Origin of the sequence: Nocardioides sp. NPDC006273 (assembly GCF_040613495.1) — a bacterium.
In the GTDB taxonomy this organism is placed as follows: Bacteria; Actinomycetota; Actinomycetes; order Propionibacteriales; family Nocardioidaceae; genus Nocardioides.
In genome coordinates this window covers 26,723-52,546 of sequence record NZ_JBEXSD010000026.1, presented here as the reverse complement: position 1 = coordinate 52,546, position 25,824 = coordinate 26,723, and the positions used below count along the sequence as shown (strand labels likewise).

Below are 25,824 nucleotides of genomic sequence, written 5' to 3'. Positions count from 1 at the left end.
TCTAGCGAACAGACTCGGGCGGCTCAGGTCGCACGCCGAGGCTTGTCAGAGTGTATGCGCGATTTTCAGTGTGGTTTGACCGCCGCCACGAGCACCGAGGAACCGAACGGCAGATCCAGCCTGCCCAGCAGTCGCTCGTCGATGCGGGTCGCGCCGAGCAGGAGTCTCTCCGTCGCGGGCGAGACCGTGGGGAGCGGAGCGACGGCGTCCTCAGTGAGAGCGTCGGTCGGACCGCGCTCCTTGAACCGGGTGACCAGGCGCTGGGTGGCGAACATCGGGAAAGTCCCGGTGAAGCCGTACGTCGCTCGCAGGGCCGACAGCCCAGCGGACTCGATCGCCGCGACCGCCCGCCGCCGGGTGTAGCGCCGGTGATGGTGGTTGTGGACGTCATGGCTGGTCCAGGCCCAGTTGTACGCCGGCACGGACATGAGGAAGCGGCCGCCGGGAGCCAGGACGCGCTCGATCTCGGCGAGGGCGGCATCCTCACGCTCGCAGTGCTCGATGACGTCGAAGGCCGAGACCACGTCGAAGGAGCCGTCGGCGAAGGGAAGCCCGGCCGCGGAGCCGCACACGCCGCCGGCGGTCAGCCCGCGCGGGTCGACATCGAGGGAGACGTGATGCTCGGCGGTGCCCACGAGCCAGGTCACGCTGGGCCCGTCGGCGCTGCCGACGTCGAGCAGGCGGCGTGGGGTGCCTACGTACGGCTTCATGACGGTCTCGAGGATCCGGGTGCGCGCTCGATACCACCAGTAGTCGCTCTGGGCGATCGAAGGAGATCCGCCGGCCGTGCCCACCAGCATGTCCGTGTCGGTCATCGGATGGAGATCTCGCTCACTTGGGTCGGGAGTGCGGACGTCCCAGCAGCGTAGGCCAATGCGATCTCGTCGGCGGTGCGACGCACGCCGACGGAGAAAGGTGTCTGAGACCTTTGCCCAAGCTCCGGCCAGACGACGCTGCGGACCCGCAGGTCGCGGGTGTGGCTGGGGGTGCCGGCCCCCGGGAGTCGTAGCCTCGCCCGTCGCCTGAAGACCCGGTTGGTCTCCCCGATCACGGCTGCGAGGGTCACGCCGGTGCCGGTGGCCAGGATCTTGACGACGGCGTTCGTGCCGGAGGTCCGGGCGTGCTCGTAAAGTCCGTCGAGGGCCGCGACGACCATCTCGGCGCAGTCGCCGACGTAGAGGTAGTCCCGGATCGTGTCGAAGGAGACCCAGACCGGCAGCGGGGTGCCGCGCAGGTGAGCCAGGCACAGCTGGGAGACCAGGCCCTGGGGCTTGGAGAGCGCTTGGCCCGGGCCGTAGAGGTTGGTGATCCGGCCGAGCAGCGCGACCGATCCGGTCTCGGCGCAGAACTCGGTCAGCGCCTCCTCCATCGCCAGCTTGGCCCGGCCGTACGCCACCAGCGGGCGAGGCTCGGAGTGCTCGGTGAACGGGGGATCGGCCGAGCCTGCGTAGACGCCCCCGGCCGAGGAGGCGAAGAAGAGGGCCAGGCGGATGTCGGGCGGCAGTGCTGCTCGCAGGTCGTCGAGCACGTCGCGGAAGAGCGACACCTCGGTCTCGAGCTCGTCCGCCGGCGTGGCGACGATTCCGGCGCCGGCACACCAGGCGATGTTCACGCGTCCGTTCGCCGCTGACGACGATGCCGCCGCGGAGCCGAGGAACGAGGTGAGCTCGGACCTCAGCACGTCGCGGGCAGCGATCGGGTCGTGCCACGGCACGCTCACCGTGCTCACGGGTGAGGCGGAGCGCTCCAGCGCGAGGCGTACGTGGCGACCGAGCAGGCCGCCACTGCCGACGACGAACGTCGGGGGTCTGCTCGAGGCGCCGGTCCCCGTCATTCGGGGTGGCCGGGACCGGGTCCGTGGCGCAGCGGGCCGTTCGCGGGGTCGCTGACGACCACGTAGAGCGGCTTCCCCATCGCCATGTTCACGGCCATCCCGAGGTATTCGGCGATCACGCCGAGAGTGAGCATGATCGCGCCGGAGCAGACCAGGATGGCCGCCATCAGCGAGGTCCAGCCCTGGACGTCGACGCCGCCGGCCAGACGCGCGACGACGAGAGCGACCGCGAGCACGATGCCGGAGGTGGCGAGCAGGGCCCCGCAGACGCTGACCGTACGCAGCAGGCGGGTGCCGCCGGTGAGCACCATCCGCCAGAAGTGGGACATCAGCGAGCGATAGCTGTAGCCGGAGGGCCGCTCACCCTCCTCGCGCAGCTCGACCGGGCACGTCGCCACGTCGGAGATGACCCAGGTCAGCGCGACGTCGAGGTAGACCCCGTTGGCCGCGTAGGCGGACACGCTGCGGCCGTACTCGCCCAGGATCAGACGGAAGCTGTTGAACTGCCGCGCGCGACCGCCGGGCATGACGCGGTCGATGAGGACCTTCGACCCGCGCGAGGCCAGGTTGCGCAGCGGCCCGTGGGGCGGCGGGTTGGTGGGGCGGGCGTAGACTAGCGCGGCCTGCTCGCCGAGCGCGGTGTCGAGCATCGGCAGGATGTACGCAGGGTCGTGCTGCCCGTCCTCGTCCATCGTGACGATCCAGTCCGCGCCGGACGAGGCCAGGCCGGCGAGGGTGGCGGCGTGCTGGCCGAAGTTGCGGCTCAGCCAGATCGGCCGAACGATGTCGTACTTCTCGGCGAGCTGACGGATGGCGATGTCAGAGCTGTCCGGGCCGTGGTCGTGGACCAGGAGGATCTCGGTGATGCGTCCCTCGTGACCGTTGGCGGTGGTGAACGGTTCGGCGAGGTCGGCGATCTCGCTCACCACACCAGGAAGCGTCTCGGCACCGCGGTAGACCGGGATGACGACAGAGACGGTGTGGGTGAGGGACATCGCTAGGAAAATAGCGCATCCGGAGTGGCTTCGGTGTACTCGGTGTAGGTGTTTTGTTGGCATGATCGCGCGGGTGACTGCAGACCCGGCAACCGTAGGCGCCGAACCCGACGCGAAGCCTCCCTCGGACCGCACGTTCTCGGACGGCACCGTCTCGGGCCGGTCCTGGTCCGGTCTCCTGCCGGGGGTGCTGGTCGTGGTCGCGACGCTCGTTCTCGCGGTGCGCATAGCCGGTGTCGGGATCGGCGAGGCACTGCTCTTCACCGGTTATGTGCTGGCGTTCCTGACCTTCCCGGGCACCGTGGTGTGGCGCGCCGTCGCGAAACCGGGACCCAACCTCGGCAACGACCTGATCCTCGGCACCATCCTCGGGCTCGTCCTGGAGATCCCGCTCTATCTCCTGCTGCGGCTCTTCGATCTCACCCCGCTGATCTACGGCTATCCCGTCGCCGTGCTCGTCGTCGCACTGGTCGTCGGCTGGCGTCGCCGCCGATGGTTCGGGCCTGTGGTGGTCGGCAGGGAGAGCCTGTGGTCGTGGGCCGCCGCGGGGGTGGCGTGCGTACAGGCTCTGCTGGCTGCGAAGGGGGTGTGGTCCACGCGTCCGCTCGACGCGTTGCGGGCTCCTTATGTCGATGAGCCCTTCCACCTTGCGATCGCCGGCGACCTGCTGCACCACTTTCCCGCCCAGATGCCGTGGGTGGAGGGCACGCCGCTCTTCTACCACTGGCTGGTCTACGTCCACCTGGCGTCGGCGGCGACGATCACCGACATCGAGCTCGTCGTCCTGCTGCGCAGCATGTCGATGGTGCTGCTCGTCCTGCTGACGGTCGGCGGATCGTACGCAGCGGCCGCTCGTCTCACTGGACGGGCGTGGCCCGGCTTCGTCGCTGCCCTCGTCCTCGCCATGGGGGCGACCCCCGACTTCTTCGGTTGGACGAGCCTGGTCAGCCCCGCGCAGCTGGCCTTCGACTCCGTCGCGCGTGCGTTCAACAGTCCGACCCATGCGTTCGTGATGCCGCTCCAGATGGTCCTGATGGTGCTGGTCGTCGAGATGATCCGGAGCGATCGGTGGCGATGGCGGCCGTGGCTGCTGACGGTGGTCGTCATGGTCGCCGTAGCCGGCGCGAAGTCATCTGCCCTGCCGACGGTCATCGTCGGCCTGCTCCTCGCGCTCGTGGTCTCCGCAGTGCTGCGCCGCAGGCAGATGGTCCGCACCTTCGGCGCCCTGCTCGGTTCGGCCGTCGTGGTCTTCCTGGTCGCGCAACAGCTGTTCTACGGCGGCGGCACCCGGGCGACGACGATCGATCTCAACGGGAGCACCGTTCAACGGCTGGGCATCCTGATGCTGCCGGAGGGCGAGACCCTCCCCGAGTCCGCGGCGGTGTCGATCTGGATCTGCTTCACGGTCGGGTTCGCCCTCGCCGCCGTGCCGGTCATCGTCGCCTTGGTGCGTGGCGGCTGGCGTCGGCCCGAGCTCTGGTTCCTGGCAGGCCCCTGGGCCGCCGGCGCCGGTGCGCTGATGGTCCTGAGCCATCCGGCGCTGAGCCAGGCCTACTTCCTGCTGGGCGCCAGCGGGTTCATCGGCGTGGCCATGGCGGTCTCCCTGGCGGACATCATCCCCACCGACCTGTCGCTGCGCGACGGCATCCGGCTCCTCGGTTGCGCCGTTCTCGGCGCGCTCGTCCTCGTGACCGCGAGGCTGTTGGTGGGCGACGACATGCCGGCAGACGGCTCGGTCTTCACATCGACCTTGCTGACCCAGCTCGTCATCGGACTGCTGGTGCTCGCTGTCGCGGTCGTCATCGTGGTCGTGTACGCCAAACGCTCGGCGATCGCCTCGCTCCCGGTCGTCGCGGTGCTGATGACGGGGGTCGTGCTCGCCGGGGCGCCGCAGACCGTCGCTCTCGCGGTGGTCGGGCCCGCGTTCCCTCGGGAGGCCGCCACGGACATCATCGGACCCGGTGGAGTCGCCGCCGCCCGCTTCGTCCGCGAGCACTCGCAGCCGGATGAGCTGATCGCCACCAACGCCCACTGCATCGGGCTGCCCGTGCCCGACTGCGACCGCAGGAACTTCTGGATCGCGGCGTACGCCGAACGTCGGGTCCTGGTGGAAGGGTGGGCCTACATCGACCCGCTGGTCGTCGGGCAGCCGTCCACGGACCTCAACAACTCGGCGTACCTGCCCTTCTGGGACCCGGAGCTGCTCGAGGCCAACGACGCGGCCATCACGAACCCGTCACCGGCGACGATCGCCACGCTGCGCGACGACCACGGCGTCGACTGGCTCGTCGTCGACCGTCGTTATCGGGCCGACCTCCCCGGCCTGCGCCGTGAGCTCGGTCAGCCGCGCTTCAAGCGGGGGCTGTACTCGGTATTCGACCTGCGCTAGCGGTGGCGCTGGTCATCGATCCAGATCGGTAGTGGCTCGGCCTACACTGTGAGTGTCCGTTGCGTTGAGCTTCGGAAAGTGAACCCGAGACCCGTCCGGAATGGTCGTGGCGCTCGGGTTTCGCGCTTTCTCGGTCCCTTCATACCTCGACCACGACGACGGCCAGGAACGATCGGCCGACGCTGGCGTCGAGAGACTCGCCGAATCGTCCCTTCCAGCACGCCCGTCGCTGCGGTGCGGGAGGATGGCGGAGTAAACGGACCCAGCAAGGAGTCATCCCCTCAGTGAGCAAGCTCGGCAGTTTCATCTGGTCCATCGCGGACCAGCTTCGTGGCCCCTACCGGCCCAACCAGTACGGCACCGTGATCTTGCCGTTGACCATCCTGAGGCGGCTCGACTGCATCCTCGAGCCAGACCGAGAGACGGTGCGTGAGCTCGCTGCGAAGATCGACAACCCGAATCGGCTCAAGGCGGCGGTCAAGAAGGCGACCGGGCGGACGTTCTACAACACCTCGAACTACTCCTTCGCCAACCTGCTTGCCGATGCCGACGGTCTCGCGGACAACCTGACCGACTACATCGACCGGTTCTCGCCCGACGTCGACGTCTTCGAGTACTTCGACTTCAAGAAGGAGATCCTCGCGCTCGAGAAGGCCGAGCTCCTGCGCGAGGTCGTCAAGTCCTTCGCCGCCGTCGACCTCCACCCTGAGGTCGTCTCCAACGCCGATATGGGTGACGCCTTCGAGTACATCATCCGCAAGTTCAACGAGGCCGCCAACGAGACCTCCGGTGACCACTACACCCCGCGCGACGCGATCCGACTCCTGGTCGACCTGCTCTTCGCTGAGCAGGACCTATCCGATGGAAACATCATTCGCACCCTCTACGACCCCACCGCCGGCACCGGCGGCATGCTCGCGCTCGCAGAGGAGCACTTGCTGGAGCAGAACCCAGACGCCGATCTCGTCCTCTATGGCCAGGAGTACAACCCCCAGTCGTACGCCATCTGCAAGTCCGACCTGATCGCCAAGGGCCACGACGCCAGCAACATCGCCTTCGGCAACACGCTCACCGAACCCGCCTTCAAGGACAAGAAGTTCGACTTCTCGATGTCCAACCCGCCTTATGGCGTGGACTGGAAGCAGTACGCCAAAGCGGTCAAGGAGGAACGCGACCAAGCCGGTCCGTACGGCCGCTTCGCCCCGGGTCTACCCGCCACCTCCGACGGTCAGATGCTCTTCCTGCTCCACCTTGCCCACCGCATGCGGGAGCCTGAGAACGGTGGAGGCCGGGTCGGCATCGTGATGAACGGCTCCCCGCTCTTCAATGGTGCCGCCGGCTCCGGCCCCTCCGAGATCCGCCGCTGGCTCCTGGAGAACGACCTGCTCGACGCGATCGTCGCCTTGCCGACCGACATGTTCTTCAACACCGGTATCGCGACCTACATCTGGATCCTCGACAACACCAAGCGCCCCGAGCGCGAGGGCAAGGTCCAGTTCATCGACGGCACCTCGTTCAGTACGAAGATGCGCAAGAGCCTGGGTTCGAAGCGCAAGGAGATCAGCGATGCCAACCGCGCCGAGATCCTGAAGCTGTACGCCGCCTTCGAACACGCCGACCCCGACCTGTCCAAGGTGCTCCGCAACGAGGAGTTCGGTTACTGGACCATCACCGTCGAGCGACCGCTGCTGGATGACTCTGGCGAGCCCGTACGCGACCGCAAGGGCAACCCCAAGCCTGACTCGAAGAAGCGTGACACCGAGAACGTCCCCTTCACCTACGGCTCACCCGCCGGTCGAGCCGCGAGCGTCAGCGAGCGTGTCGAGACCAACACAGTCGATCAGCGATCGATCATCCAGGCGTACTTCGACGCCGAGGTGAATCCGCACGTCGGCGAAGCCTGGATCGACTGGTCCAAGACCAAGACCGGCTATGAGATCCCCTTCACCCGACACTTCTACAAGTACGTCCCACCCCGTCCCCTCGCCGAGATCGACGCTGACCTGGAGAAACAGGTCGCCAAGATCCTCGACCTGTTGCGGGAGGTGGAGGACTGATGCAGCCGTATGCCGAGATGAAGGCGGCGGGGTCGCATTGGATGGGGGACGTGCCGGCACATTGGACGGTCAGCCGTTTCCGCTACGAAGCTGCGATCAACGGCGGCCAGGTGGATCCCCGGGAGGAACCGTGGAGCGGCATGACGCTGATCGCTCCGAACCACCTCGAGAGCGGCACAGGACGGATCATTGGTGTCGAAACCGCCGAGGGGCAAGGCGCCGATAGCGGCAAGTACCTCGTAGAGGCGGGCCAGATCGTCTACTCGAAGATCCGACCTGCACTCAATAAGGTCGCGATCGCCGAGACCGAGGCACTATGTAGCGCCGACATGTATGCGATGTCGTTCCGGGACCGAGTGCATCCGCGCTTCGCGTTCTACTACTTTCTCGCGCGGCCGTTCCACACGTTCGCCACAGTCACCTCGATGCGGGTCAAGATGCCGAAGGTCAATCGCGAGGAATTGGCCGAAGCTCCGTGGCTGGTGCCGCCGCTGGAGGAGCAACGCGCCATCGCCAACTACCTCGACCGCGAGACGGCCCGCATCGACACCCTCATCGAGGAGCAGCAGCGCCTGATCGAGATGCTCCGCGAACGGCGTTCCGCCGCCGTGCGTAGCGCCATTGCCGAGGCAGGAGCCCTTGGCCCAACAGACAAGCTCGGCCGACGGACCAAGATTGGCAATGGGTCGACACCCCGCCGCGAGAACGCTGCGTACTGGAGCGAAAACGGATTCCCTTGGCTGAACAGCTCCGTCGTCAACAGGGATCAGGTCTCCGGTGCTGACCAGTTCGTGACGAGCACCGCCCTGAAGGAGTGCCATCTGCCGATCGTGCCTCCTGGGTCTGTCCTCGTGGGGTTGACCGGCCAGGGGAAGACCCGAGGTATGGCGACCCGCCTCGTCGTAGAGGCAACGGTCAACCAGCACGTCGCGTACGTGACACCGGAGCCCGCTTTCTGGGCACCGGAATTCCTGATGTGGCTGCTGCGTGCGTCGTACGAGCAGTTGCGGATGCTGAGCGATGAGAACGGAAGCACCAAGGGCGGCTTGACCTGCGCCGATCTCAAGGCGTTCCGAGTTTCACGACCTCCATTGGACGAGCAACGGCGGATCGCCGCATACCTCGAAGAGCAGACCACGAAGATCGATCAACTCATCGTGGAGACGGAGCGGTTCATCGAGCTCTCGAAGGAGCGCCGGGCGGCGCTGATCACGGCCGCGGTGACGGGGCAGATCGATGTGCGGGACGAGGTGGCGTGAGTGGTGGACATGAGCCGGCTGAGGGTCATCCCGGTGCGTGAGGTGTGGAAGCACGAGGCATACGACTTCACTCAGTGGATGCTGCAGAACGCCGACGTGCTCGCGGACGTGCTTGGCATGGAGCTCGAGTTGACCGCGGCCGAGCACCCGGTCGGCGGCTTCTCGCTTGACCTCATCGGGCGCGAGGTGGGCACAGGAAACGTCGTGATCGTAGAGAACCAGCTAGAGCAGACTGACCACGGGCACCTCGGCCAGATCATGACGTACGCCGGTGGGACGGACCCGCAGACGATCGTGTGGTGCGCTCCGTCGTTCCGGGACGAGCATCGTGCTGCCCTTGACTGGCTCAACGAGCGCACCGACGAGAACACTCGCTTCTTCGGCGTCGAAATCACAGCGGTGCAGATCGACGACAGCCGACCGGCGCCCCACTTCAAGTTGGTGGCCCAACCAAACGACTGGACGAAGCAGGTCCATGCTGAGACCTCGGCGATTCCCACGACGGAGCGGGAGGTCGCTTACCAAGAATTCTGGGCCGAGATGCTGCGTAGAATCCGTCAGCAACATCCCGACTGGACCCGATCGGTGAAGGCGCCGAAGGCAAGCTGGATGACGATGCCGTATGGCTCCTCGATCGCTTGGTACAGCTTCGTCTTCACCCGCACCGGCCCGCGGGTCGAGCTTTACTTCGGCTCGTCCGATGCTGAGGAGAGTCGCCTTGCCTTCGAGCGGGTCGCTGCCAATCGTGAGCAGATCGACGCCGACTTCGGCGCCCCCGTCTCCTACGACCCGTTGCCGACCAAGAAGGCGTGTCGACTGTACGTCGACCGCCCTGACGGCGGTGATGTCACGGAAGAAGCCACGCACGAGGCGCTGATGGATTGGTTCCTCTCGACCATGGATCGCTTCCGAATGGCCACTCAACGAGCCAGACTGGCCGGGGAATCCAGAGGCAAGTGATAGCGGACCACAGCGAGATCGCGTTCGAGACCGAGATCTGCGATGAGAAGCTGCATGAGCCAGGAGGGGTGGCCGTGACGCACAACAGCCCCGCACTCGGCGGGGCTGAGGGTCATGCGGGCGGCATTTCTGCGGCCTGCATGGCCAACTTAGCACGCGCTCGCGCCCACGAACTACAGAGTGGGAGTCAGATCACGTGAACGATGAGCAGGCCCTTGGTCTTCGGCTTCCGTCTCCGATCGACGAGATCGAGGACGAGCGCACCCGGCGCGAGGGCGTACGGGTGCTTCTCAAGCGTGACGATCTGATCCATTCGGAGGTTTCGGGTAACAAGTGGCGCAAGCTGAAATACAACATCGAAGCCGCCCGGCGACGCGGAGCGCGGGCGTTGCTGACCTTCGGCGGTGCGTACTCGAACCACATCGTCGCGACCGCAGTAGTGGGAGCTCGGCTCGGGTTCGAGACGATCGGAGTGATCCGGGGCGAGGAGCATGTCCCGCTGAATCCGCATCTTCAGTTCGCGGTGTCGCGAGGCATGCGCCTGTCGTACCTCGATCGATCGACCTACCGGGAGAAGACGTCTGAGGCGGTGATCGATGCGTTGCGCGAAGAGTTCGGCAACTTCTATCTGATCCCGGAGGGCGGCAGCAACGCCGAGGCTGTTCGCGGCTGTGCGGAGCTGGCTGCGGAGATCGATGCCTCGGTCAATGTTGTGATGTGCGCCGTAGGGACTGGTGGCACTCTGGCCGGCCTTGCTGGTGGTTTGGGTGCCGACCAGTCCGCGATCGGGGTTCCGGTGCTCAAAGGCGGCGGATTCCTCGAGGACGACATCGTCAGGCTTCAGGAGCAGGTCTATGGCGAGCGGGTAGGTTCCTGGCGGCTGGTGCTGGACTACCACTTCGGCGGATATGCAAAGCGACCGCCAGAGTTGGATGCGTTCATCGACGACTTCGAGCAACGCCACGGCCTCCGGCTCGACTGGGTGTATGAGGCGAAGATGATGTTCGCGCTATTCGACCTGATCGAGCGCGACGAGTTTCATCGCGGGTCCACGATCATGGCGGTGATCAGCGGTTCCGGCGGAGTTCCAGGAGCCTGAGAACTAGCTGTCCATCCAGTCGAGGTGCCAGTCGCCCGAGTTGACGACGAAGTCTTTTCCGAAACCCAGCCAACGTCCGGTCATGCTGCGGGCATGCGGGCCGACGACCAACTGGATTGTGCCGTGGTAGACCGCCCCGCGGTAGTAGCCCGTTGGAGCAGTACGCTCGGTCCACGTCCCGCTGGCGATCGCACCGTTGACCGCCAGGTCCAGTGCGAGTCGGGAATCGCATCCCTCGTCCGTGTCGGTCGTCGTGCCGCGAAGCCTGCTGCCCGCGTGGTGAAGACGGACGGTGTGATTGCTGTGCAGAGTCTCTTGTCGACTGTCGGAGAAGAAGCTGTATCGCGACCGCCAGAGTCCGTTGAGATCGCCTGTCGCGTTCCGCGCTGAGTCCTGGTGGGAGTAGTCAGCGAGGTCAACGACCAGATCGCCGACGGAGCATTGGTAGAGCTCGGCAAGGCGGGCGAGAACGTCGAGCGAAGGGGCATAGCCCGTGGGGCTCGGCCACTGTTCCCAGTAGGAGAAGTTCTTGAACGTCTTCGGATCGTCCGGCCAACGTCGGTTCCACTCTTCGGCTGCGTCCCGCTGGCTCCAATCACGGGCAGCACGGAACGCGACCCGTGGGTTCAGTCCGTATCGATCGGCAAACGCGCCGGCTACCTCGACCCAGGTCGAGCCCTGTGCCCTCAGCTCCTTCGACCACTCCCGCCGCAGGTGGCGCTGGCTGTGCGCCTTCACGCGGTCGGAGCCGGAGTTCCTGGTCACAGATCCATCGTCGCACAACCTCCCTGTCGTACGGGGAGATCTGCTGCCGATCTTCACCGGCTGTCCCGGTGGATCGCGGACATGAGTGGCGGCAGATTGAAGGCACCCCGGAGCGCTGGCGGCAAGAGCGTTTGTCAGGGCTCCGGGAGCCAACACCTCGAGCGATGGAAGAGCGACATGACCACCGATGAGATGACCGACAGGACGCGAGGCGTCGTCATGGAGCTCCTGGCGGACGGGGAGTGGCACAGCCACCGCAGCCTCGTCAGTGACCTCATCAGGACTCCGCTGAGTGAATACGCCATCAGGAGTGCACTCCGGGCCCTTCGAAACGATCCGATGATCGAGACTGAGAACCGCCGAGTGTCGTATCGTCACAGCCCGGCCTGGTGGTATCGGATCACCGCTCGATCCAGCTCGCTCCCCTGAACTTCGGGCACGAGTCAGCCGCTCTCGCCAACGCGCTACGCGTCTTTTCTTCATCCATGCCGGTGACACCGGCCATTCGCTGCTGCACCGTCTTGAGCGTCGCGACAGCCCGAGCGTGTCTCTCATCAAGCCAGATCGGCTGCAGGCCAGGGGCAAGCTGCTCCTCTGGCAGTTGGTCCACCAGTGGTGGAGCACAACAGCCCCGCACTTGGCGGGGCTGAGGGCCATGCGGGCGGCATTTCCTGCGGCCTGCATGGCCCAAGTTAGCACCCTCAGCCTTCGTAGCGGTCGACCTTGTCGACCTGGATCTTGGCCCCATCCGGGAGGTCATAGAAGCCGTCAGCGTCCACCTTCAGGGTCGCCCCCGGCTCGATCTTCGGGGTGGATGCGTACGCCCGGCCGACCGACTTCGAGCCGTTGGACGACTTTGCGCTCAGCTCGATGTTGTAGCTCATCGCTTTGGCCGCGGAGTTGGTCACGGTCAGCTCGACGGTTATCTCGCCGTACTCCCCGCGAATCACCTTGCCAACCTTCACGTCGCCCTTGAGGTCCGCGAAGCCGACGTTCTCGATCTTCGCGATGTCGATGAGGGGGACGGTGTTTCGCCCGCCGATGAGCGTGTCGTACTCCTGAGCCCCGGCGACCTGTCCATAGATCCGGACGACGTCGTCTTGCTTGAACTTGGCGAGTGCGTCGGGTGTGCCGCGGAACATCGTGTCCATCTCGAACTCGTACTCCTCGGTCGGCTGGTAGGTTCCGACGCCGGCCATGAACGTGTCGCTCCCCGTGGCTGTGTCGAACTGCATGATGTTCGCGAAGATCACGACGCGCTTCCCCTCGGCCGCGTCGGGATCCTTCTGGATTGCGGACCATGCAGCGGCATCCACGACCGTGAACTTCGACGGATCGGTGTTTGCCAGGGCCTCGTAGTCATGGCCTCCGGTGCCGTCGCTGGCGAGCAGAGCCACAACGCCGACCAGCATGACGACGAACATGAGAGCCAGTGCACAGACGCCGACGATCACCAAGGCGAGGTGGCGCCGGAACCAGCCGCGGGGAGGCATTTGCTGCGGGTTGAATGCAGCGCCATATTGCGGTGGCATCGCCGGTCCCGGCGCCTGCGGCGGGAAGTGGTCAGTCACGAGAGTCCTGTTCGAGGGTCTGCGGGAAGGATGGGAGTGGCACTCGACCGATCTCCGAAGCCACTGTCAAGAATCGCTTCCTGTCGCGTCGTTGAACCGGAATTTCCTCATCGATCTTGGGGATGCGAAACAGCGAGCGTCCTTGCCTGATGCTCGGTTTGCCGTGCAGTTCGGAAGGCGGGCTGAAGGCCAGCGGGCGCGCCCGAACTCGCTGCCAACAGGCGGCAGATCCGACATGATGAACGACAAAGAGGAGACGAGGAGGCACAGCTGGATGGCTGACCACAACGAGATCGTGTTCGAGGCCGAGATCTGTGAGCATCTCGAGAGCCAGGGGTGGCTCTACTCTGTCAACGATCGGGATGGGGGAGGCTATGACCAGGAACGGGCCCTGTTTCCAGATGACCTCCACGACTGGCTGGAGGAGACTCAGCCGAAGGCATACGAGAAGGCGCTGAAGGCCGCCGGCTCAAGGGCGAAGTTTCTCGATGTGCTCACCACGGCGCTGGACAAGCCGCTCGAGCATGGCGGCGGGACACTGAACATTTTGCGGAACGGGGTGCAGTACATCGGCGGTGGTCGGCTGAAGATGGCTCAGTTCCGGCCGGAGACGTCGCTGAACGCGACGACGAACGAGCACTATGCGGCGATGCGGGTGCGGGTGATGCGGCAGGTGCGGTTCTCGACCGCTGACGAGCGCAGCATCGACCTGGTGTTCTTCGTCAACGGGCTGCCGGTAGCCACAGTGGAGCTGAAGACCGACTTCACCCAGTCGTTGGAGGAGGCGGTCAACCAGTACAAGAAGGACCGCCAGCCTCTGACCAACGGACGGCCGGAGCCGCTGTTGTCATTCGGCCACCGGGCACTGGTCCATTTTGCGGTCTCCAACGAGCTAGCGGCGATGACGACGAAGCTCGAGGGGGAGAAGACCCATTTCCTGCCGTTCAACGCCGGCTTCGACGAAGGCGCCGGCAACCCACCGGGTGAGGACGGGCGGTCAGCGACCGCGTACCTCTGGGAGAGGGTGTGGGAGAAGCACGCCTGGCTCAACATCATCGGACGGCTGATGATCGTCCAGTCCGGCGAGGAGTGGGACGTCGCGACGGGCGCGTCGGTCCGCCGCACGACAATGCTCTTTCCGCGTTTCCACCAGTGGGAGGCGGTCACCGAGATCGAGGCCGCGATCCGCGAGGAGGGCGTCGGGCATCGCTACCTGATCGAGCACTCGGCCGGGTCGGGGAAGACGAACACCATCGCCTGGACCGCGCATCGCTTGGCGCGGCTACAGGTCGACGATCAGAAGGTGTTCGACTCCGTCATCGTCGTCGTCGACCGGACGGTACTGGACTCTCAGCTTCAGGACGCGATCCGACAGATCGACGGGTCGGGCAAGATCGTGGCCACGATCAGCCCAGAGGACGTACGCAGGGCGGGTCTGGCTTCGAAGTCGGGCTTGTTGGCGCAAGCGCTGAAGCAAGGCGAGTTGATCATCGCGGTCACGGTGCAGACCTTCCCGTGGGCACTGGATGAGATTCGGCGGGACTCGGCGCTGAAGGGTAAGAAGTTCGCAGTCATCGCCGACGAGGCGCATTCGTCACAGTCGGGACAGATCTCTTCGAAGCTCAAGCAGGTCTTGACCGCTGAGGAGATCACGGAGATCGAACAGGGCGGCACGATCGATGCCGAGTCGATCCTGACATCGGAGATGACTGAACGGGCCGAGTCGAAGAACATCTCCTACCTCGCCTTCACCGCGACGCCGAAGAACAAGACGCTGGAGCTCTTCGGCCGCAAGAGCGATGACGGGCACCCGCGCGAGTTCCATCTCTACTCCATGAAGCAGGCGATCGAGGAGGAATACATCCTCGACGTGCTCAAGGGATACCAGACCTACGACACCGCCCTGAAGATCGCGGGCAAGGCTCAGAGCGGGGACGACGTCGATGAGTCTGCCGCTCGGAAGGGGCTGATGAGGTGGGTGAAACTGCACCCGACCAACATCAGTCAGAAGGTCCAGATCATTGTCGAGCACTTCCACGCGAACGTCGCCCACCTGCTGGAAGGCAAGGCCAAGGCGATGGTGGTGACGGACTCTCGCAAGGCAGCGGTGAAGTACAAGCTGGCCATCGACGCCTACCTGGCCAAGCGCGCGGCGGAAGACCCGACCTACAACTACCGGACGCTGGTCGCCTTCTCCGGCTCGGTGGCGATGGACGAGAACGAGATCTGGGCCTCAGAGTGGGGGCCGGCCCCGGGGAGGGACGACGAGTTCACCGAGGCTGCGATGAACCCGGGCGCGGGCTCAGACCTGGCGGCCTCGTTCAAGGGCGACACCAACAAGGTGATGCTCGTCGCGAACAAGTTCCAGACTGGCTTCGACCAGCCGCTGCTGTGTGCGATGTACGTGGACAAGAAGCTCTCGGGAGTCACCGCCGTGCAGACGCTCTCCCGCCTGAACCGGACGCACCGGACCGCCGGGGGTGAACGGAAGCGGAAGACCTTCGTCATCGACTTCGTCAACAAACCCGAGGACATCAGGACCGCGTTCGAGCCGTACTTCAAGAGCGCCTCGCTGGAGACCGAGACCGACCCGTACGTGGTCGTCCACCTCGCGACCAAGCTTGCGCACGCAGGGATCTACACCGAGGACCAGGTCCGCAAGGTGGCCGAGCTGTGGGTCGCTCGACGGGGCAACAACGCACTCTCGGCGGCGATCAGCCCGGTGCAGCACGACTTCGCCCGCCGCTATGCGACGGCGCTCGAGACCGATGACAAGGTCACCCTCAACACGCTCGAACTGTTCCGCAAGGACGTCTCCACATACGTACGCCTCTATGACTTCATGAGCCAGATCGTCGACTACGGCGACGCCTACATGGAGATGCTCTCGATCTTCCTGCGGCTGTTGGAGAAAGTCATTGCCGAGTCGTCGTGGAGCGCCGAGGTCGATCTCTCCGACGTCGCCCTCGTCGGGGTCAAGCACAACAAATCGATCCCGGTCGACATCTCACTCGTGGGGGACGGTGAGCTCAAGGGGATCACCGGCGCCGGCTCGGGTGCGCGCAAGGAGCCGAAATACGTCGCGCTCCAGGTCGTCATCGACAAGATGAACGACCTCTTCGGTGCCGAGACCTTCGAGCAGTCCCAGATCCGCGAGTTCGTCCAGGGCCTTGTCGCCCGCCTGCTTGGCTACCCGGACCTGGTCAAGCAGACCAAGGTCAACTCGAAGAAGCAGTTCATGGAGTCCCAGGACTTCCAGACGGCCGTGACCGAGGCCGTCATGGACAATCAGGACGCGCACAACGCCATGGCCGACTACTTCTTCACCGACGGCCCGGGGATCCACGGCGTGATCGCGGCGATCGCGGACGCGTTTTACGAGACTGCGATCGATCAGGACGTGCGTACGTGAGGTGGTGACTCAACGGCGCAGGAGGCTGCGGAGCGTCCTGCGTGGCGGCGGTGCCGCTTCCCGCCTGCGAGCGCGGCCGGCCTCGACCTCCTGCTGGATCTCCTCCGGAATCGTGTGCAGGCCTTGCATGACCAGCTTGACGACCTGCATCACCTCGTCGCCAGGGATCGTCGCGTAGTCGCCGATGTTGTATTCGGGGAAGGTGCTCTGCTCGATCATCTCGGTGAAGGAGAAGCCGCCGAGCTTGCCGATGAGGAGGTTGTCGTCGCGATAGTCGGCGAGCAGCTCCTGGCGGAACTCCGGGGTCATGTAGACCGCGCTGGAGTCGTTCCAGCCCAGCTGGGTGGTCAAGGTGACGTACTCGCCCCGGAGGATCTGGATCCACCTCAGCCGGGTGGCCTTCCACGAGTCGGCGCCTCTGAGCCGACCACGCATCGGCGCCGCTGCCACGATCGGGGCCAGGTGTCGGGCGGTCTCGACGGTCCGCCAGCCGGAGCCCACGTTGCTGGTCCCGGCTCCGTCGCCCTGGATCGGGAGCTCGCAGGTGTCGAGGAAGTCCGCGACGGCGTTCCCGTTGCGGAGCTCCTTGCGGATGAACGGACGGAGCCGGAGATCCACGTCCGGGATGGCGCCGGTGATGGTGTCCGCGAACTCTCCGTAGTGGAGGAAGCTCATGTCGAGCGGTGACCACTCGCGGAAGTCCTCGAAGGGGAGGTCGACCAGCTCGGCGTGCTCAGGCCGCATCACCATCAGCCGCTCGACGTAGAAGGCGTTGTAGAAGGTTGCCTGGTCGCGGACGTAGTGGACCCAGCGGACCTTCGCGCCCGCTTCGCGCGCGTACTCGCCGATCGCCTTGATGTGCTCGGGCTTCAGCATCGAGAACGCCTCGCACGAGATCACCGTGGTCTCGGCGCTGCCGGAGGCGATCGACTCGACCAGCTGCTCCCACGTGCCGAGAGCCGGCGAGAAGAGCACCTCACCCAAGAGCTGGGAGTAGAGGTTCTGGTGCTGGATGCTGTGCTCGCCCCGGCCGATCGTGGGGTAGGCCACCTTGGGCGGGAGCTTCCCCTCCCGGCTCGCGCGGGCGAGGAAGGTCTGGATCGCCGTGCTCCCGGTCTTGAAGGTGCCGGAATGGACGATCAGAGTCTTCTGCATGGAGTGCTCCAAGGGTCGCAGCAGGGAGGAAGGGCGCGACGTCTCGCGTGGTCACGAATCCTACTGGCCGAGCTTCTTCTGCTCGATCTCAGCGTTGATCGCGACCAGCTCGGGGTGGGCCTCCAAGAGGGAGACGAGACCAGGAGTGTCGAGATGATGGGCGCCGTGCTCCTCGATGAGGATCCGCAGCAGCCGCAGGTCCTCGGCGGTGTCGAGGGTGATCCGGTACGCCGAGGCGTCCCGCTCCCACGGCAGGTTGAGCTTGGGTCGGGCATCGTCGCCGTAGAGCCACGGGGTGACGTGCTCGCGATGGGGCTGCTCGATGGCGAGCCGGTCGGCCTCCAGCAGCGCCGCCGCGGCGAAGACCTCGAAGTCGAGGCCTCGCGGGTAGGTGCGCTCCAGGGCGTTGCTGGCATAGAGCGCGGGCTCGTCGGCGGCCGCCCAGGCGTCGATGCCGCGGCGTACGACCTCGCCGTCGATCAAGGGGCAGTCACTGGTCACGCGGACGACGACGTCGGGCCGGAACTCCCGCACCGCCAGCGCGAAGCGGGACAGCACGTCGTGCTCGCTGCCGCGGACGACCCCCGCGCCGAGCTTGTCGGCCAGCGTGGCCACCGGGTCGTCGTCGAGGTTGGTGGTCGTCGCGACGATCACCGGGAGACCGGCGGCGGTGAGGCGGGCGAGGTGATGCTCGAGCATCGTGACCCCCGCGGCCTCCTCGAGCACCTTGCCCGGCAGGCGGGTGCTGGTCATGCGCGCCTGGGTGATGACGGCGGGCTTCACAGGAATCCGATCAGCGTCTCGATGACCTCGTCGACCTGGTCGTCGGTCAGGTCGGGGAACAGCGGCAGGGAGAGCTCCTCGGCGTAGAACGCCTCGGCGTTCGGGCACATCCCTCGGCGGTAGCCCAGGTCGGCGTAGACCGGGTGCCAGTAGACCGGGATGTAGTTGACCTGTACGCCGATGCCGGCCGCCCGCATCTTCTCGAACACCTCGCGGCGACGGCCCTCGAGGATGCGCACCGGGTAGAGGTGCCACGCCGGGTCGACGCCCTCGCGCTGGACCGGGGCCCGCAGCCCCTCGACGTCGGCGAGCGCGGCGTTGTAGCGGGCGGTGATCTCGGCGCGCCGCTGCTTGAAACCGGCCAGCCGCTTCAGCTGGGAGAGACCGAAGGCGCACTGCAGGTCGGTGAGCCGGTAGTTGAGGCCGAACTCGTGGACCTCCTGGTGCCACGGGCCCTCGTCGGAGATGCGGAACCGGTCGGCGTCGCGCATCAGGCCGACGAAGTGGAACTCGTGGGCCCGCCGGGCCAGGTCTGCGTCCTTGGCGACGACCGCGCCGCCCTCGCCGGTGGTGAGGTTCTTGGTCGGGAAGAACGAGAGCGTGGTCAGGTCGGCGAGATCGCCGACCGGGCGTCCCTGGGCGAACCCGCCGATCGAGTGGGCCGCGTCGTCGAGCGTCAGCGCGCCCACCCTGTCGGCGATCGGCTGCAGCGCGGCGTAGTCGGCCGGATGGCCGGCGTAGTCGACCGCCGCGATGACCTTGGTGCGCTCGCTCACCAGGGCGTCCACGGCCGCCGGGTCGATGAGGGCAGTGTCCTCCTCGACGTCGGCGAAGAGCACCTTCGCGCCGAGCAGCGAGGCACCTGATGCGGTCGCGACGAACGTCATCGGCGTGGTGACCACCTGGTCACCGGAGCGGACGCCGGCCGCGGCGTAGGCGATGTGGAGAGCGGCCGTGCCGGAGGTGCACGAGACCGCGCGATGCCCGCCGACCAGGTCGGAGAGCGCCTGCTCGAACGCGTCGACCGTCGGGCCGGTGGTGAGCCAGTCGCCGCGCAGGATCGCGGTGACGGCCTCGATGTCCTCCTCGGAGACCGACTGGCGGCCGTACGGAAGCATTAGTGTCCCGCACCTCCATTCCGCACCGTAAGTCGCACGCTGCGCACGCGCCTCGCCGCGTTGGCATCGCTCGGAAGACACCCGGTATGCCGTCGCGACGCCGCCTTGCGATGCACGCACGCATCGCACGACTTACGGCACGGACTCTCTGATTGGGACACTAGACCCCCGACTCCAGAACCTCGCGAAGGTCCTCGGCGTCGTACCAGATGTCGTTCTTGTCGGAGGCGCAGTGGAAGCCGTCGGGGACCGGGACGGCGTCCATGATCGGCTTATAGCCCCACTGCGGGTTCTCCGGCTCGATCACGTAGTACTTGCCGTCGCGGATGCTGACCGCGCGACGGCCCTCCTCGGGGCTGATCATCTCCTCGTGGAGCTTCTCGCCGGGGCGGAGCCCGATGTCGACGAGCTTCGCGTCGGGGGCGACCGCCTTCGCCAGGTCGACGACCTTGTGGGAGGGGATGTGCGGGACGAGGAGCTCGCCGCCCTGCATGAGGTCGAAGGTGTCGATCACCATCTGCACCGCCTGGGGCAGCGTGATCAGGAACCGGGTGCACCGCATGTCGGTGATCCCGAGTGCCTCGCCGCGCTCGGCCATCGCCTTCCACTTCGGGATGATCGAGCCGCGCGAACCGGTCACGTTGCCGTAGCGAACCACGGCGAACCGGGTGTCGTAGGAGGCGGCGTAGTTGTTGCCGAGGATGAAGATCTTGTCTGCGGTCAGCTTGGTCGCGCCGTAGAGGTTGATCGGCGAGGAGGCCTTGTCGGTCGAGAGCGCGACGACCTTCTTGACGCCGGAGTCGATCGAGGCCTCGACGACGTTCTGCGAGCCCAGCACGTTGGTCTTGATGAACTCGAACGGGTTGTACTCCCCGGTGTCGACCTGCTTGAGCGCCGCGGCGTGGACGACGTAGTCGACGCCGTGGAGAGCCCGGTAGAGGCGGTCGCGATCACGGACGTCTCCGATGAACCAGCGCAGCCTCGGGTCGTTGCCGAACAGCTGGCGGCACTCGAACTGCTTCAGCTCGTCACGGGAGTAGATGACGACGCGCTTCGGGTTGTGGTTGTCCAGGACATGGCGAATGAACGCCTTCCCGAACGAACCCGTCCCGCCGGTGACCAGGATGCTTGCGCCATCGAGAGGATGGTCGCTCGGGGCGGTGGATCGGACGTCCGAATTGGGCACGGTCACAGTGGTGCTCTCTAGTCTGGGCCTCATCTGATGCGCCAACGATACGGCGCCCAAAAGGTGACACCTGCCGTTCCGGCAGAACGGACGAGTCCGGGAGGTTGCACAGACATGGCCATGGGATCACCCACAGGCAGGCGTCTTCGGGTGGCGATGGTGTGCGACGCCGGTCCCGCTGTCGGGATCGGGCACGTCATGCGCTGCCTGGCCCTCGGTGAGGAGCTCGTCGCCCGAGGCGTACGCGTCGTGATGGTCGCGGACCTGGACCAGGTGCCCTGGGCAGCAGAGCAGGTACGACGCCGGGGGATCGAGATCGCGGAGCCGGGTGACCTCCTCGCCACTCTCCTCCGCCTCGAGCCGTCGTCGGTGGTCGTCGACTCCTACCTCCTCCCGGCCTCGGTCTACGCCGACCTGCGGGAACGATGGCCGCTGCTCGCTCTCGTCGACGGCGACCTCCGCGGACGGGCCGCCGACCTCTACCTCGACCAGAACCTGGGCGCGGAGGCCTCGGCATGGGCACTCCCCGAGGGGACCATGCATCTCGGCGGGCTCGACTACGCCCAGCAGCGAGGTGACATCGTCCGGCAGCGGCCTTCCGCGCCCAAGTCTGCCGCTGCTGAACACTCGCCTCTGCGGGTGCTGGCGTTCTTCGGTGGGACGGACGCCTTCGGGGTCGCGCCCAGGGTCGCCCGCCTAATCGCGCGAACGGGGGTTCCCGTGGAGCTGACCGCCATCGCAGCCACCCCGGAGCTGGCCGCGGAGATCGCCGACATCACCCCGGCGCCGGGGCAGGTCATCGAGGTGATCGGGCCGACCGACAACCTGGCCGAGCTCGTCGCCGACGCCGACGTGGTGCTCAGCGCCGCCGGCACCTCGGCCTGGGAGCTCTTCTGCCTCGGTGCGGCGGTCGGGTTCGTCTGCGTCGCCGACAACCAGCAGGCCGCGTACGTCCGGATGGACCAGGACGCGCTGGCCGTCGGGATCGCCACCCTGGCCGAGCTCGACGACGATCCCGAGGGCGCCGTCGTCCGGCTGCGTGGTCTCCTGGGGGACGTACGTCTGCGGGAGCGGTTGCGCGCCGCTTGCTGGGCCAAGGTCGACGGCCGGGGCGCCGCGCGGGTCGCCGATGCGCTCCTGGCCCTCGACGGCGAACGGCTCCAGCGCCGCCGAGCATCGCAGTCGTAGCGGTATCAACGGTCCGGTGACCGTGGCCGACTGCCGGCTGAATCCGCTGACGGTCGCGTTCAGCTCGGGTTCGACGACACGCTGCTGGCCGCGTGGTTGTGCCGCTGGTCTGGCACACAGTTCGCTCGTGGTGGGGCGATCCGCCGCACGCTGTCTGGGGACAGTGGTCCAACTGTGTGCATCGATGCACACAGTTGGACGAACCCGTCTCGACTCTCCGGCTGAGCGAGACTGGCATCGGCACCAACTGTGTGCACCATTGGTGCCGATGCGGGATCACCACCCTGGCCGAGCTCGACGACGATCCCTGGCGCGCCGTCGTCCGGTGGCGTGGTCTCCTGGGCGACGTACGTCTGCGGGAGCGGTCGCGCGCCGCCTGCTGGGCGCGAAGGTCGACGGCCGGGTCGCCGTGCGGGTTGCCGACGCGCTCCTGGCCTTCGACCGGGATCGGATATAGACCGTCGACCGCGACGAGGACTCTCGCGCGATCCCTATGCGGCATATCTCACCGTGAGATAACTTGAACGGCGGCCGTGGAGATCACGGGCATCGTTTCGGGAGCTGACGATGGATGAGAATACGGATGTCGGCGGTGTTCTCGGCCTGTACGCGACAGCTGCCGGTGGCCTGTTGGGCGCCTGGCACGAGGCCGCCGGGCGTGGGTTCGACGGTTTCTGGGACGCGGCCCTGACAGTGCTCGCCGCAGTGGGCGGCGCCTTCAGCGGGCTCGTCCTCGGCCTGCTCGTGGGCGTGACGCTCCTGGTGATCTACACGATCGTGGTCGCGCCTGCGGTGCTGTGGTGGCGGCGCCGGAGGTTCGGCCGGTTCGCCGCGCTCGTCGTGCTCGTCTGGACGCCGATCACTGCCGCACTGCTCTGGTGGTGGCCCGACCGCCTTCTCCCCGTCGTCCTGATCGTGGGCTTCGGCGGTTGGTCTGTGTTCTTGGCCCACCGCAGGTTCGGCCAGTCGCCCCACCTCGCCGTGCAGGCGCTCCCGCACCTCGGCGGCGTCGCCGTCGCCACCCTCGTCGGCGAGCAGCTCGTCTTCGGCAACCTGCTCTCCACGACGTATGTCTCGCCCGTGCTCTTCGCGATCGCCGGGTGGCTCTCCTGGTGCGGCTGGCGGGCGATGCGCGCGGCCCGACGGGTCACGGTTCGTGCCGCGGCGGACATCGTATGGTCGGTTCAGCTCGGCCTGCTCCTGTCGCTGGTGCTGGTGTGGCTGGCCGGTGTCCTCTCGCTCACCCCGAGCCAGGTCACCACGATCCGCGCCGTGCTGGAGAGGGTGCAGACGCTGACCGGGGTGCACTGGGCGTACTGGCTGACGGTTTTCGCGGCCCTCGCCACGAGCAGCTTCCTCGTCCTTCGGTGGCCCACGCTCTTCGACGAGACCCGGCTGCCCGTCCTCGGCGTGCTCAACACCTGGAAGCGGACGCTGGCCGGGATCAACATCGGCCTGATGGTCTCGATGGTCTTCACCATCACCGCGGTGCCAGTCTCCGAGGGAGCCTGGAAGCGACAGGTCGAGGACCGATACGCCCTCGAGACACGGCACATCCAGCGTGCTGAGGGTGAAGAGGCGGCCTACGAGCAGATCCACCAGTACGTCGTCACGAACCGCCGCGTCGCCGCCCGGCTCGCGCCGGTTGTCAGGGCGGTCCACGATGCCGCTCGCGCCGAGCCGGGGCAGCCGGTCTCGGACAGCGCCCTGGGCATCGCCCGCCAGGTCGGCCGGTTCCAGGCAGCGACGCTCAGCGTCGAGGACCTGCCTCCGGCGAGGGTCACGGTGCTGCCCGGTGATCCGGATGTGAGCGAGGCGTACGAGGAGCTCGACGAGGCTCAGCAGGCCAGGTCGCACCAGGAGGCACGAGCTGGCAGCTTCGCGGACGCCGCGGCGGCCGCGGTCGCCAGTGCGCTCGACATCCCCGACATCGGACGCAACCAGGTCGTCCACATCATCAAGGCCTACCTCGGCGGGCTGGTCGAGGAAGGTCGGGTGCGGGACCTCTTCTACAGCTGGGCGCACGGCAACGGGGCTGCCCCGCCCGAGATGACCCGCCTGGCCTCCGTCGACCTACCCGCCCTCTACGACGCCGCCTACGACCTGGCGCGGAGGGCGGCGGTCCGCGCGGGTGTGGATGTGTGGGCGTTCAACGCGGCGTACGGCCTCGGTCTCACGATGCCGGGCGAGTCGCCGCAGATGTCGGAGGTCGTGATCCTCGCCCGCCAGACCCACCACCTGACCGACAGCAGCAGCCCGTGTCCGGGGTGCGTCCATCCACCCGACAGCGGTGGCACCCAGACCGGCGGCGGCACACCCGGCGGCGGACGCCGCGGGTGAGCCATTCGGCGAGATGATCAGACCAGGTCCCAGCTGAGCGGGGTTCCGGCCGGGGTGTCCTGGGTGAAGGTGCGGCCGAGGACGATGTCGATGTCGGCTGGCGGTAGCCCGTCGGCGGGGCGGACGGAGCGTACGTTTTCCGGGCCGACCTTCTCGCCGGCGCGTACGTCGCGGGTGACGAAGAGCGAGCGGCGGAAGCGGAGGCCCTCGCGCTCGACTGTCTTCGGGCCGATCCGGGCCTCGCCAAGGGCCTGCCAGGCGATCTTGGTCTCGTTGACGAGTGAGGCGAACTCGTGCGGCTCGAGGGAGAAGTCGGAGTCGACGGCGCCGTCCTGACGGGAGAGGGTGATGTGCTTCTCGATCACGCAGGCGCCGAGGGCGACGGCGGCGACCGAGGCGCCGATGCCGAGGGTGTGGTCGGAGAGGCCGACGGCGACGTCGAGCGCGTCGCGCAAGACCGGGATGCCGCGGAGGTTGGAGGCCTCCGGGGGAGCGGGGTAGGACGCGGTGCAGGCCAGGACGACGAGGTCGTCGTTGCCGGTCGCCCGTGCCGTACGCACCGCCGCGTCGATCTCGGCGAGCGTCGCCGTGCCGGTGGAGATGATCGTCGGCAACCCGGCCTCGGCGATCGCCCGGACCAGCGGCAGGTCGGTGATCTCGGAGGAGGCCGACTTCAGCATCGGCACCCCGAGCCTGACCAGGAAGTCGACCGCGGTCGGGTCGAAGGCGGCGCTGAACGGGACCATCCCGAGCTCGCTCGCCAGGGCGAAGATCGGCTCGTGCCACTCCCACGGCGTGTGCGCCTCCTCGTAGAGCTCGTGGAGACGGCGGTTGGGCCACAGCGGATGGTCGGCCGAGAGCCGGAAGGCGGGGGTGTCGACATCCAGGGTGATGGTGTCGGCGGTGTAGGTCTGGATCTTGAGCGCGTGCGCGCCGGCCTCGCCGGCGGCCCGCACGATGTCGAGCGCCCGCTCCAGGTCGCCGCCGTGGTTGCCGGACATCTCCGCGATCACGAACGGCTCGTGGCCGGGGCCGATCATCCGGTCGCCGACGGCGATCTCGTGGGTGGTCATCGGGCCACCTCCGTAGCGGGAGCGCCAGAGTACGGACGCGGCCCGATGAAAGATCTGATGGTCGCTCGCTGGCGCTCGCTCATTACTGCTCCTTGCGGGAACGTCGGGTGGGTCGGTCGTCGCGGTGCAGCCTGACCGGGATCGCGGTCACGGAGCTGTCGCCGACGGTCTGCTCATAGGGTTCGCCCTCGGTGAAGCCGAGGCGGCGGTTCATCGTGCGAACCGACTCGTTGTGGGGGAGCACCTCGCCCTCCAGGACGTCGATGTCGAGCCCGTCCGGCTCGGGGGCGAAGGCGTACGCCACGGCCTCGCGCATGATCTTCGTCCACGCCATCAGCGTGGTGCCGTCGGCGGTGGTGCCGTCGTGGTCGAGATAGAAACCCCACGAGGCGGTCCTCGCGGCCGGGTCGTGGTCGAAGAAGCTCACCACGCCGAGGGGCCGGGCGGCGTACTCGAAGATCAGCACGCGCCGGGTCGGATCCTGGGCGACCCGGGACCACCAGGCGGCGTGCTCCTCGGGGGTGATCAGATGCTGGTTGATGCTCACCGAGCGGTTGGTGTCCTGGTTGCGCCACGCCAGCATGTTCGGCAGGTCGTCGGCGGTTGCCCGTCGTAGCATCGATCTCCTCAGACGTCATGG

The 25,824-nt window shown here is 66.8% G+C and carries 20 protein-coding genes; 9 read left to right on the top strand and 11 right to left on the bottom strand.

Going from position 1 to position 25,824, the window contains the following annotated elements; translation table 11 throughout:
• Nucleotides 1-65: 65 nt before the first annotated feature.
• The 3 genes from ABZZ22_RS13395 to ABZZ22_RS13385 are packed head-to-tail and all read right to left on the bottom strand — an operon-like array spanning nt 66 to nt 2,829.
• Nucleotides 66-815: a class I SAM-dependent methyltransferase gene (locus ABZZ22_RS13395; protein ID WP_354931940.1), complete on the bottom strand. Its 750-nt coding sequence runs from the start codon at nt 813-815 to the stop codon at nt 66-68.
• A complete protein-coding gene (locus tag ABZZ22_RS13390; RefSeq protein WP_354931937.1) occupies nt 812-1,834 on the bottom strand; it encodes an NAD-dependent epimerase/dehydratase family protein in 1,023 nt (340 codons plus the stop codon). The genes ABZZ22_RS13395 and ABZZ22_RS13390 overlap by 4 nt, the downstream gene beginning before the upstream one ends.
• Nucleotides 1,831-2,829 (bottom strand): glycosyltransferase, encoded by a 999-nt coding sequence (locus ABZZ22_RS13385; protein ID WP_354931934.1) that lies wholly within the window; start codon nt 2,827-2,829, stop codon nt 1,831-1,833. Before ABZZ22_RS13385 ends, ABZZ22_RS13390 begins: the two co-directional genes overlap by 4 nt.
• Before the next feature lie 73 nt (nt 2,830-2,902).
• Here ABZZ22_RS13385 and ABZZ22_RS13380 point away from each other — a divergent pair, with 73 nt between their 5' ends.
• The 5 genes from ABZZ22_RS13380 to ABZZ22_RS13360 all read left to right on the top strand — a co-directional run bounded on the left by ABZZ22_RS13380 (nt 2,903) and on the right by ABZZ22_RS13360 (nt 10,593).
• Nucleotides 2,903-5,218 (top strand): hypothetical protein, encoded by a 2,316-nt coding sequence (locus ABZZ22_RS13380; RefSeq protein WP_354931931.1) that lies wholly within the window; start codon nt 2,903-2,905, stop codon nt 5,216-5,218.
• 284 nt (nt 5,219-5,502) lie between these two features.
• A complete protein-coding gene (locus tag ABZZ22_RS13375; RefSeq protein WP_354931928.1) occupies nt 5,503-7,275 on the top strand; it encodes a class I SAM-dependent DNA methyltransferase in 1,773 nt (590 codons plus the stop codon).
• A complete protein-coding gene (locus ABZZ22_RS13370; RefSeq protein ID WP_354931925.1) occupies nt 7,275-8,534 on the top strand; it encodes a restriction endonuclease subunit S in 1,260 nt (419 codons plus the stop codon). The genes ABZZ22_RS13375 and ABZZ22_RS13370 overlap by 1 nt, the downstream gene beginning before the upstream one ends.
• Nucleotides 8,535-8,543: 9 nt before the next feature.
• On the top strand, nt 8,544-9,494 hold the full coding sequence (locus ABZZ22_RS13365) for a DUF4268 domain-containing protein (RefSeq protein ID WP_354931996.1): 951 nt from the start codon (nt 8,544-8,546) through the stop codon (nt 9,492-9,494).
• A gap of 196 nt (nt 9,495-9,690) precedes the next feature.
• Entirely contained in the window at nt 9,691-10,593 is a 903-nt protein-coding gene (locus ABZZ22_RS13360) for a pyridoxal-phosphate dependent enzyme (protein WP_354931922.1), read from the top strand.
• A 3-nt stretch (nt 10,594-10,596) separates the two neighbouring features.
• Here ABZZ22_RS13360 and ABZZ22_RS13355 read toward each other — a convergent pair whose 3' ends face one another.
• Together ABZZ22_RS13355 and ABZZ22_RS13350 are read right to left on the bottom strand one after the other, a co-directional pair.
• Nucleotides 10,597-11,358 (bottom strand): hypothetical protein, encoded by a 762-nt coding sequence (locus ABZZ22_RS13355; RefSeq protein ID WP_354931919.1) that lies wholly within the window; start codon nt 11,356-11,358, stop codon nt 10,597-10,599.
• A gap of 701 nt (nt 11,359-12,059) precedes the next feature.
• On the bottom strand, nt 12,060-12,851 hold the full coding sequence (locus tag ABZZ22_RS13350) for a hypothetical protein (protein ID WP_354931916.1): 792 nt from the start codon (nt 12,849-12,851) through the stop codon (nt 12,060-12,062).
• Between the two features lie 352 nt (nt 12,852-13,203).
• On the opposite strand from ABZZ22_RS13350, the gene ABZZ22_RS13345 reads away from it, so the two are divergent.
• The gene (locus ABZZ22_RS13345) at nt 13,204-16,341 is read left to right on the top strand and encodes a type I restriction endonuclease (RefSeq protein ID WP_354931913.1); all 3,138 of its coding nucleotides are present in this window, start codon (nt 13,204-13,206) and stop codon (nt 16,339-16,341) included.
• A 9-nt stretch (nt 16,342-16,350) separates the two neighbouring features.
• On the opposite strand, the gene ABZZ22_RS13340 is transcribed toward ABZZ22_RS13345, so the two are convergent.
• The 4 genes from ABZZ22_RS13340 to pseB all read right to left on the bottom strand — a co-directional run bounded on the left by ABZZ22_RS13340 (nt 16,351) and on the right by pseB (nt 20,589).
• The gene (locus ABZZ22_RS13340; RefSeq protein ID WP_354931910.1) at nt 16,351-17,496 is read right to left on the bottom strand and encodes a hypothetical protein; all 1,146 of its coding nucleotides are present in this window, start codon (nt 17,494-17,496) and stop codon (nt 16,351-16,353) included.
• 60 nt (nt 17,497-17,556) lie between these two features.
• Nucleotides 17,557-18,279 carry a glycosyltransferase family protein gene (locus ABZZ22_RS13335; RefSeq protein ID WP_354931907.1) on the bottom strand — a complete coding sequence of 241 codons (723 nt, stop codon included), beginning with the start codon at nt 18,277-18,279 and terminating at the stop codon, nt 17,557-17,559.
• Nucleotides 18,276-19,397 carry a UDP-4-amino-4,6-dideoxy-N-acetyl-beta-L-altrosamine transaminase gene (gene pseC, locus ABZZ22_RS13330; RefSeq protein ID WP_354931904.1) on the bottom strand — a complete coding sequence of 374 codons (1,122 nt, stop codon included), beginning with the start codon at nt 19,395-19,397 and terminating at the stop codon, nt 18,276-18,278. Before pseC ends, ABZZ22_RS13335 begins: the two co-directional genes overlap by 4 nt.
• 160 nt (nt 19,398-19,557) lie before the next feature.
• The gene (gene pseB, locus ABZZ22_RS13325) at nt 19,558-20,589 is read right to left on the bottom strand and encodes a UDP-N-acetylglucosamine 4,6-dehydratase (inverting) (protein WP_354931901.1); all 1,032 of its coding nucleotides are present in this window, start codon (nt 20,587-20,589) and stop codon (nt 19,558-19,560) included.
• Nucleotides 20,590-20,703: 114 nt separating this feature from the next.
• Between pseB and ABZZ22_RS13320 the strand changes: the two genes are divergently transcribed.
• The 3 genes from ABZZ22_RS13320 to ABZZ22_RS13310 all read left to right on the top strand — a co-directional run bounded on the left by ABZZ22_RS13320 (nt 20,704) and on the right by ABZZ22_RS13310 (nt 24,111).
• On the top strand, nt 20,704-21,771 hold the full coding sequence (locus ABZZ22_RS13320) for a spore coat protein (protein WP_354931898.1): 1,068 nt from the start codon (nt 20,704-20,706) through the stop codon (nt 21,769-21,771).
• A 325-nt stretch (nt 21,772-22,096) separates the two neighbouring features.
• Entirely contained in the window at nt 22,097-22,228 is a 132-nt protein-coding gene (locus tag ABZZ22_RS13315) for a hypothetical protein (protein ID WP_354931895.1), read from the top strand.
• A gap of 110 nt (nt 22,229-22,338) precedes the next feature.
• A complete protein-coding gene (locus tag ABZZ22_RS13310) occupies nt 22,339-24,111 on the top strand; it encodes a hypothetical protein (RefSeq protein WP_354931892.1) in 1,773 nt (590 codons plus the stop codon).
• Between the two features lie 17 nt (nt 24,112-24,128).
• On the opposite strand, the gene pseI is transcribed toward ABZZ22_RS13310, so the two are convergent.
• Together pseI and ABZZ22_RS13300 are read right to left on the bottom strand one after the other, a co-directional pair.
• Complete coding sequence (pseI, locus tag ABZZ22_RS13305) at nt 24,129-25,184, bottom strand: pseudaminic acid synthase (protein WP_354931889.1); 1,056 nt, start codon at nt 25,182-25,184, stop codon at nt 24,129-24,131.
• Nucleotides 25,185-25,266: 82 nt separating this feature from the next.
• On the bottom strand, nt 25,267-25,803 hold the full coding sequence (locus ABZZ22_RS13300) for a GNAT family N-acetyltransferase (RefSeq protein ID WP_354931886.1): 537 nt from the start codon (nt 25,801-25,803) through the stop codon (nt 25,267-25,269).
• Nucleotides 25,804-25,824 lie beyond the last annotated feature (21 nt).

Excerpts from the sequence above, each read along its gene's own strand:
- ABZZ22_RS13395 (WP_354931940.1), bottom strand. The coding sequence starts at position 815 with ATGACCGACACGGACATGCTGGTGGGCACGGCCGGCGGATCTCCTTCG.
- ABZZ22_RS13390 (WP_354931937.1), bottom strand. The coding sequence starts at position 1,834 with ATGACGGGGACCGGCGCCTCGAGCAGACCCCCGACGTTCGTCGTCGGC.
- ABZZ22_RS13385 (WP_354931934.1), bottom strand. The coding sequence starts at position 2,829 with ATGTCCCTCACCCACACCGTCTCTGTCGTCATCCCGGTCTACCGCGGT.
- ABZZ22_RS13370 (WP_354931925.1), top strand. The coding sequence starts at position 7,275 with ATGCAGCCGTATGCCGAGATGAAGGCGGCGGGGTCGCATTGGATGGGG.
- ABZZ22_RS13365 (WP_354931996.1), top strand. The coding sequence starts at position 8,544 with ATGAGCCGGCTGAGGGTCATCCCGGTGCGTGAGGTGTGGAAGCACGAG.
- ABZZ22_RS13350 (WP_354931916.1), bottom strand. The coding sequence starts at position 12,851 with ATGCCTCCCCGCGGCTGGTTCCGGCGCCACCTCGCCTTGGTGATCGTC.
- ABZZ22_RS13345 (WP_354931913.1), top strand. The coding sequence starts at position 13,204 with ATGGCTGACCACAACGAGATCGTGTTCGAGGCCGAGATCTGTGAGCAT.
- ABZZ22_RS13340 (WP_354931910.1), bottom strand. The coding sequence starts at position 17,496 with ATGCAGAAGACTCTGATCGTCCATTCCGGCACCTTCAAGACCGGGAGC.
- pseC (WP_354931904.1), bottom strand. The coding sequence starts at position 19,397 with ATGCTTCCGTACGGCCGCCAGTCGGTCTCCGAGGAGGACATCGAGGCC.
- ABZZ22_RS13320 (WP_354931898.1), top strand. The coding sequence starts at position 20,704 with ATGGGATCACCCACAGGCAGGCGTCTTCGGGTGGCGATGGTGTGCGAC.
- ABZZ22_RS13310 (WP_354931892.1), top strand. The coding sequence starts at position 22,339 with ATGGATGAGAATACGGATGTCGGCGGTGTTCTCGGCCTGTACGCGACA.
- pseI (WP_354931889.1), bottom strand. The coding sequence starts at position 25,184 with ATGACCACCCACGAGATCGCCGTCGGCGACCGGATGATCGGCCCCGGC.
- ABZZ22_RS13300 (WP_354931886.1), bottom strand. The coding sequence starts at position 25,803 with ATGCTACGACGGGCAACCGCCGACGACCTGCCGAACATGCTGGCGTGG.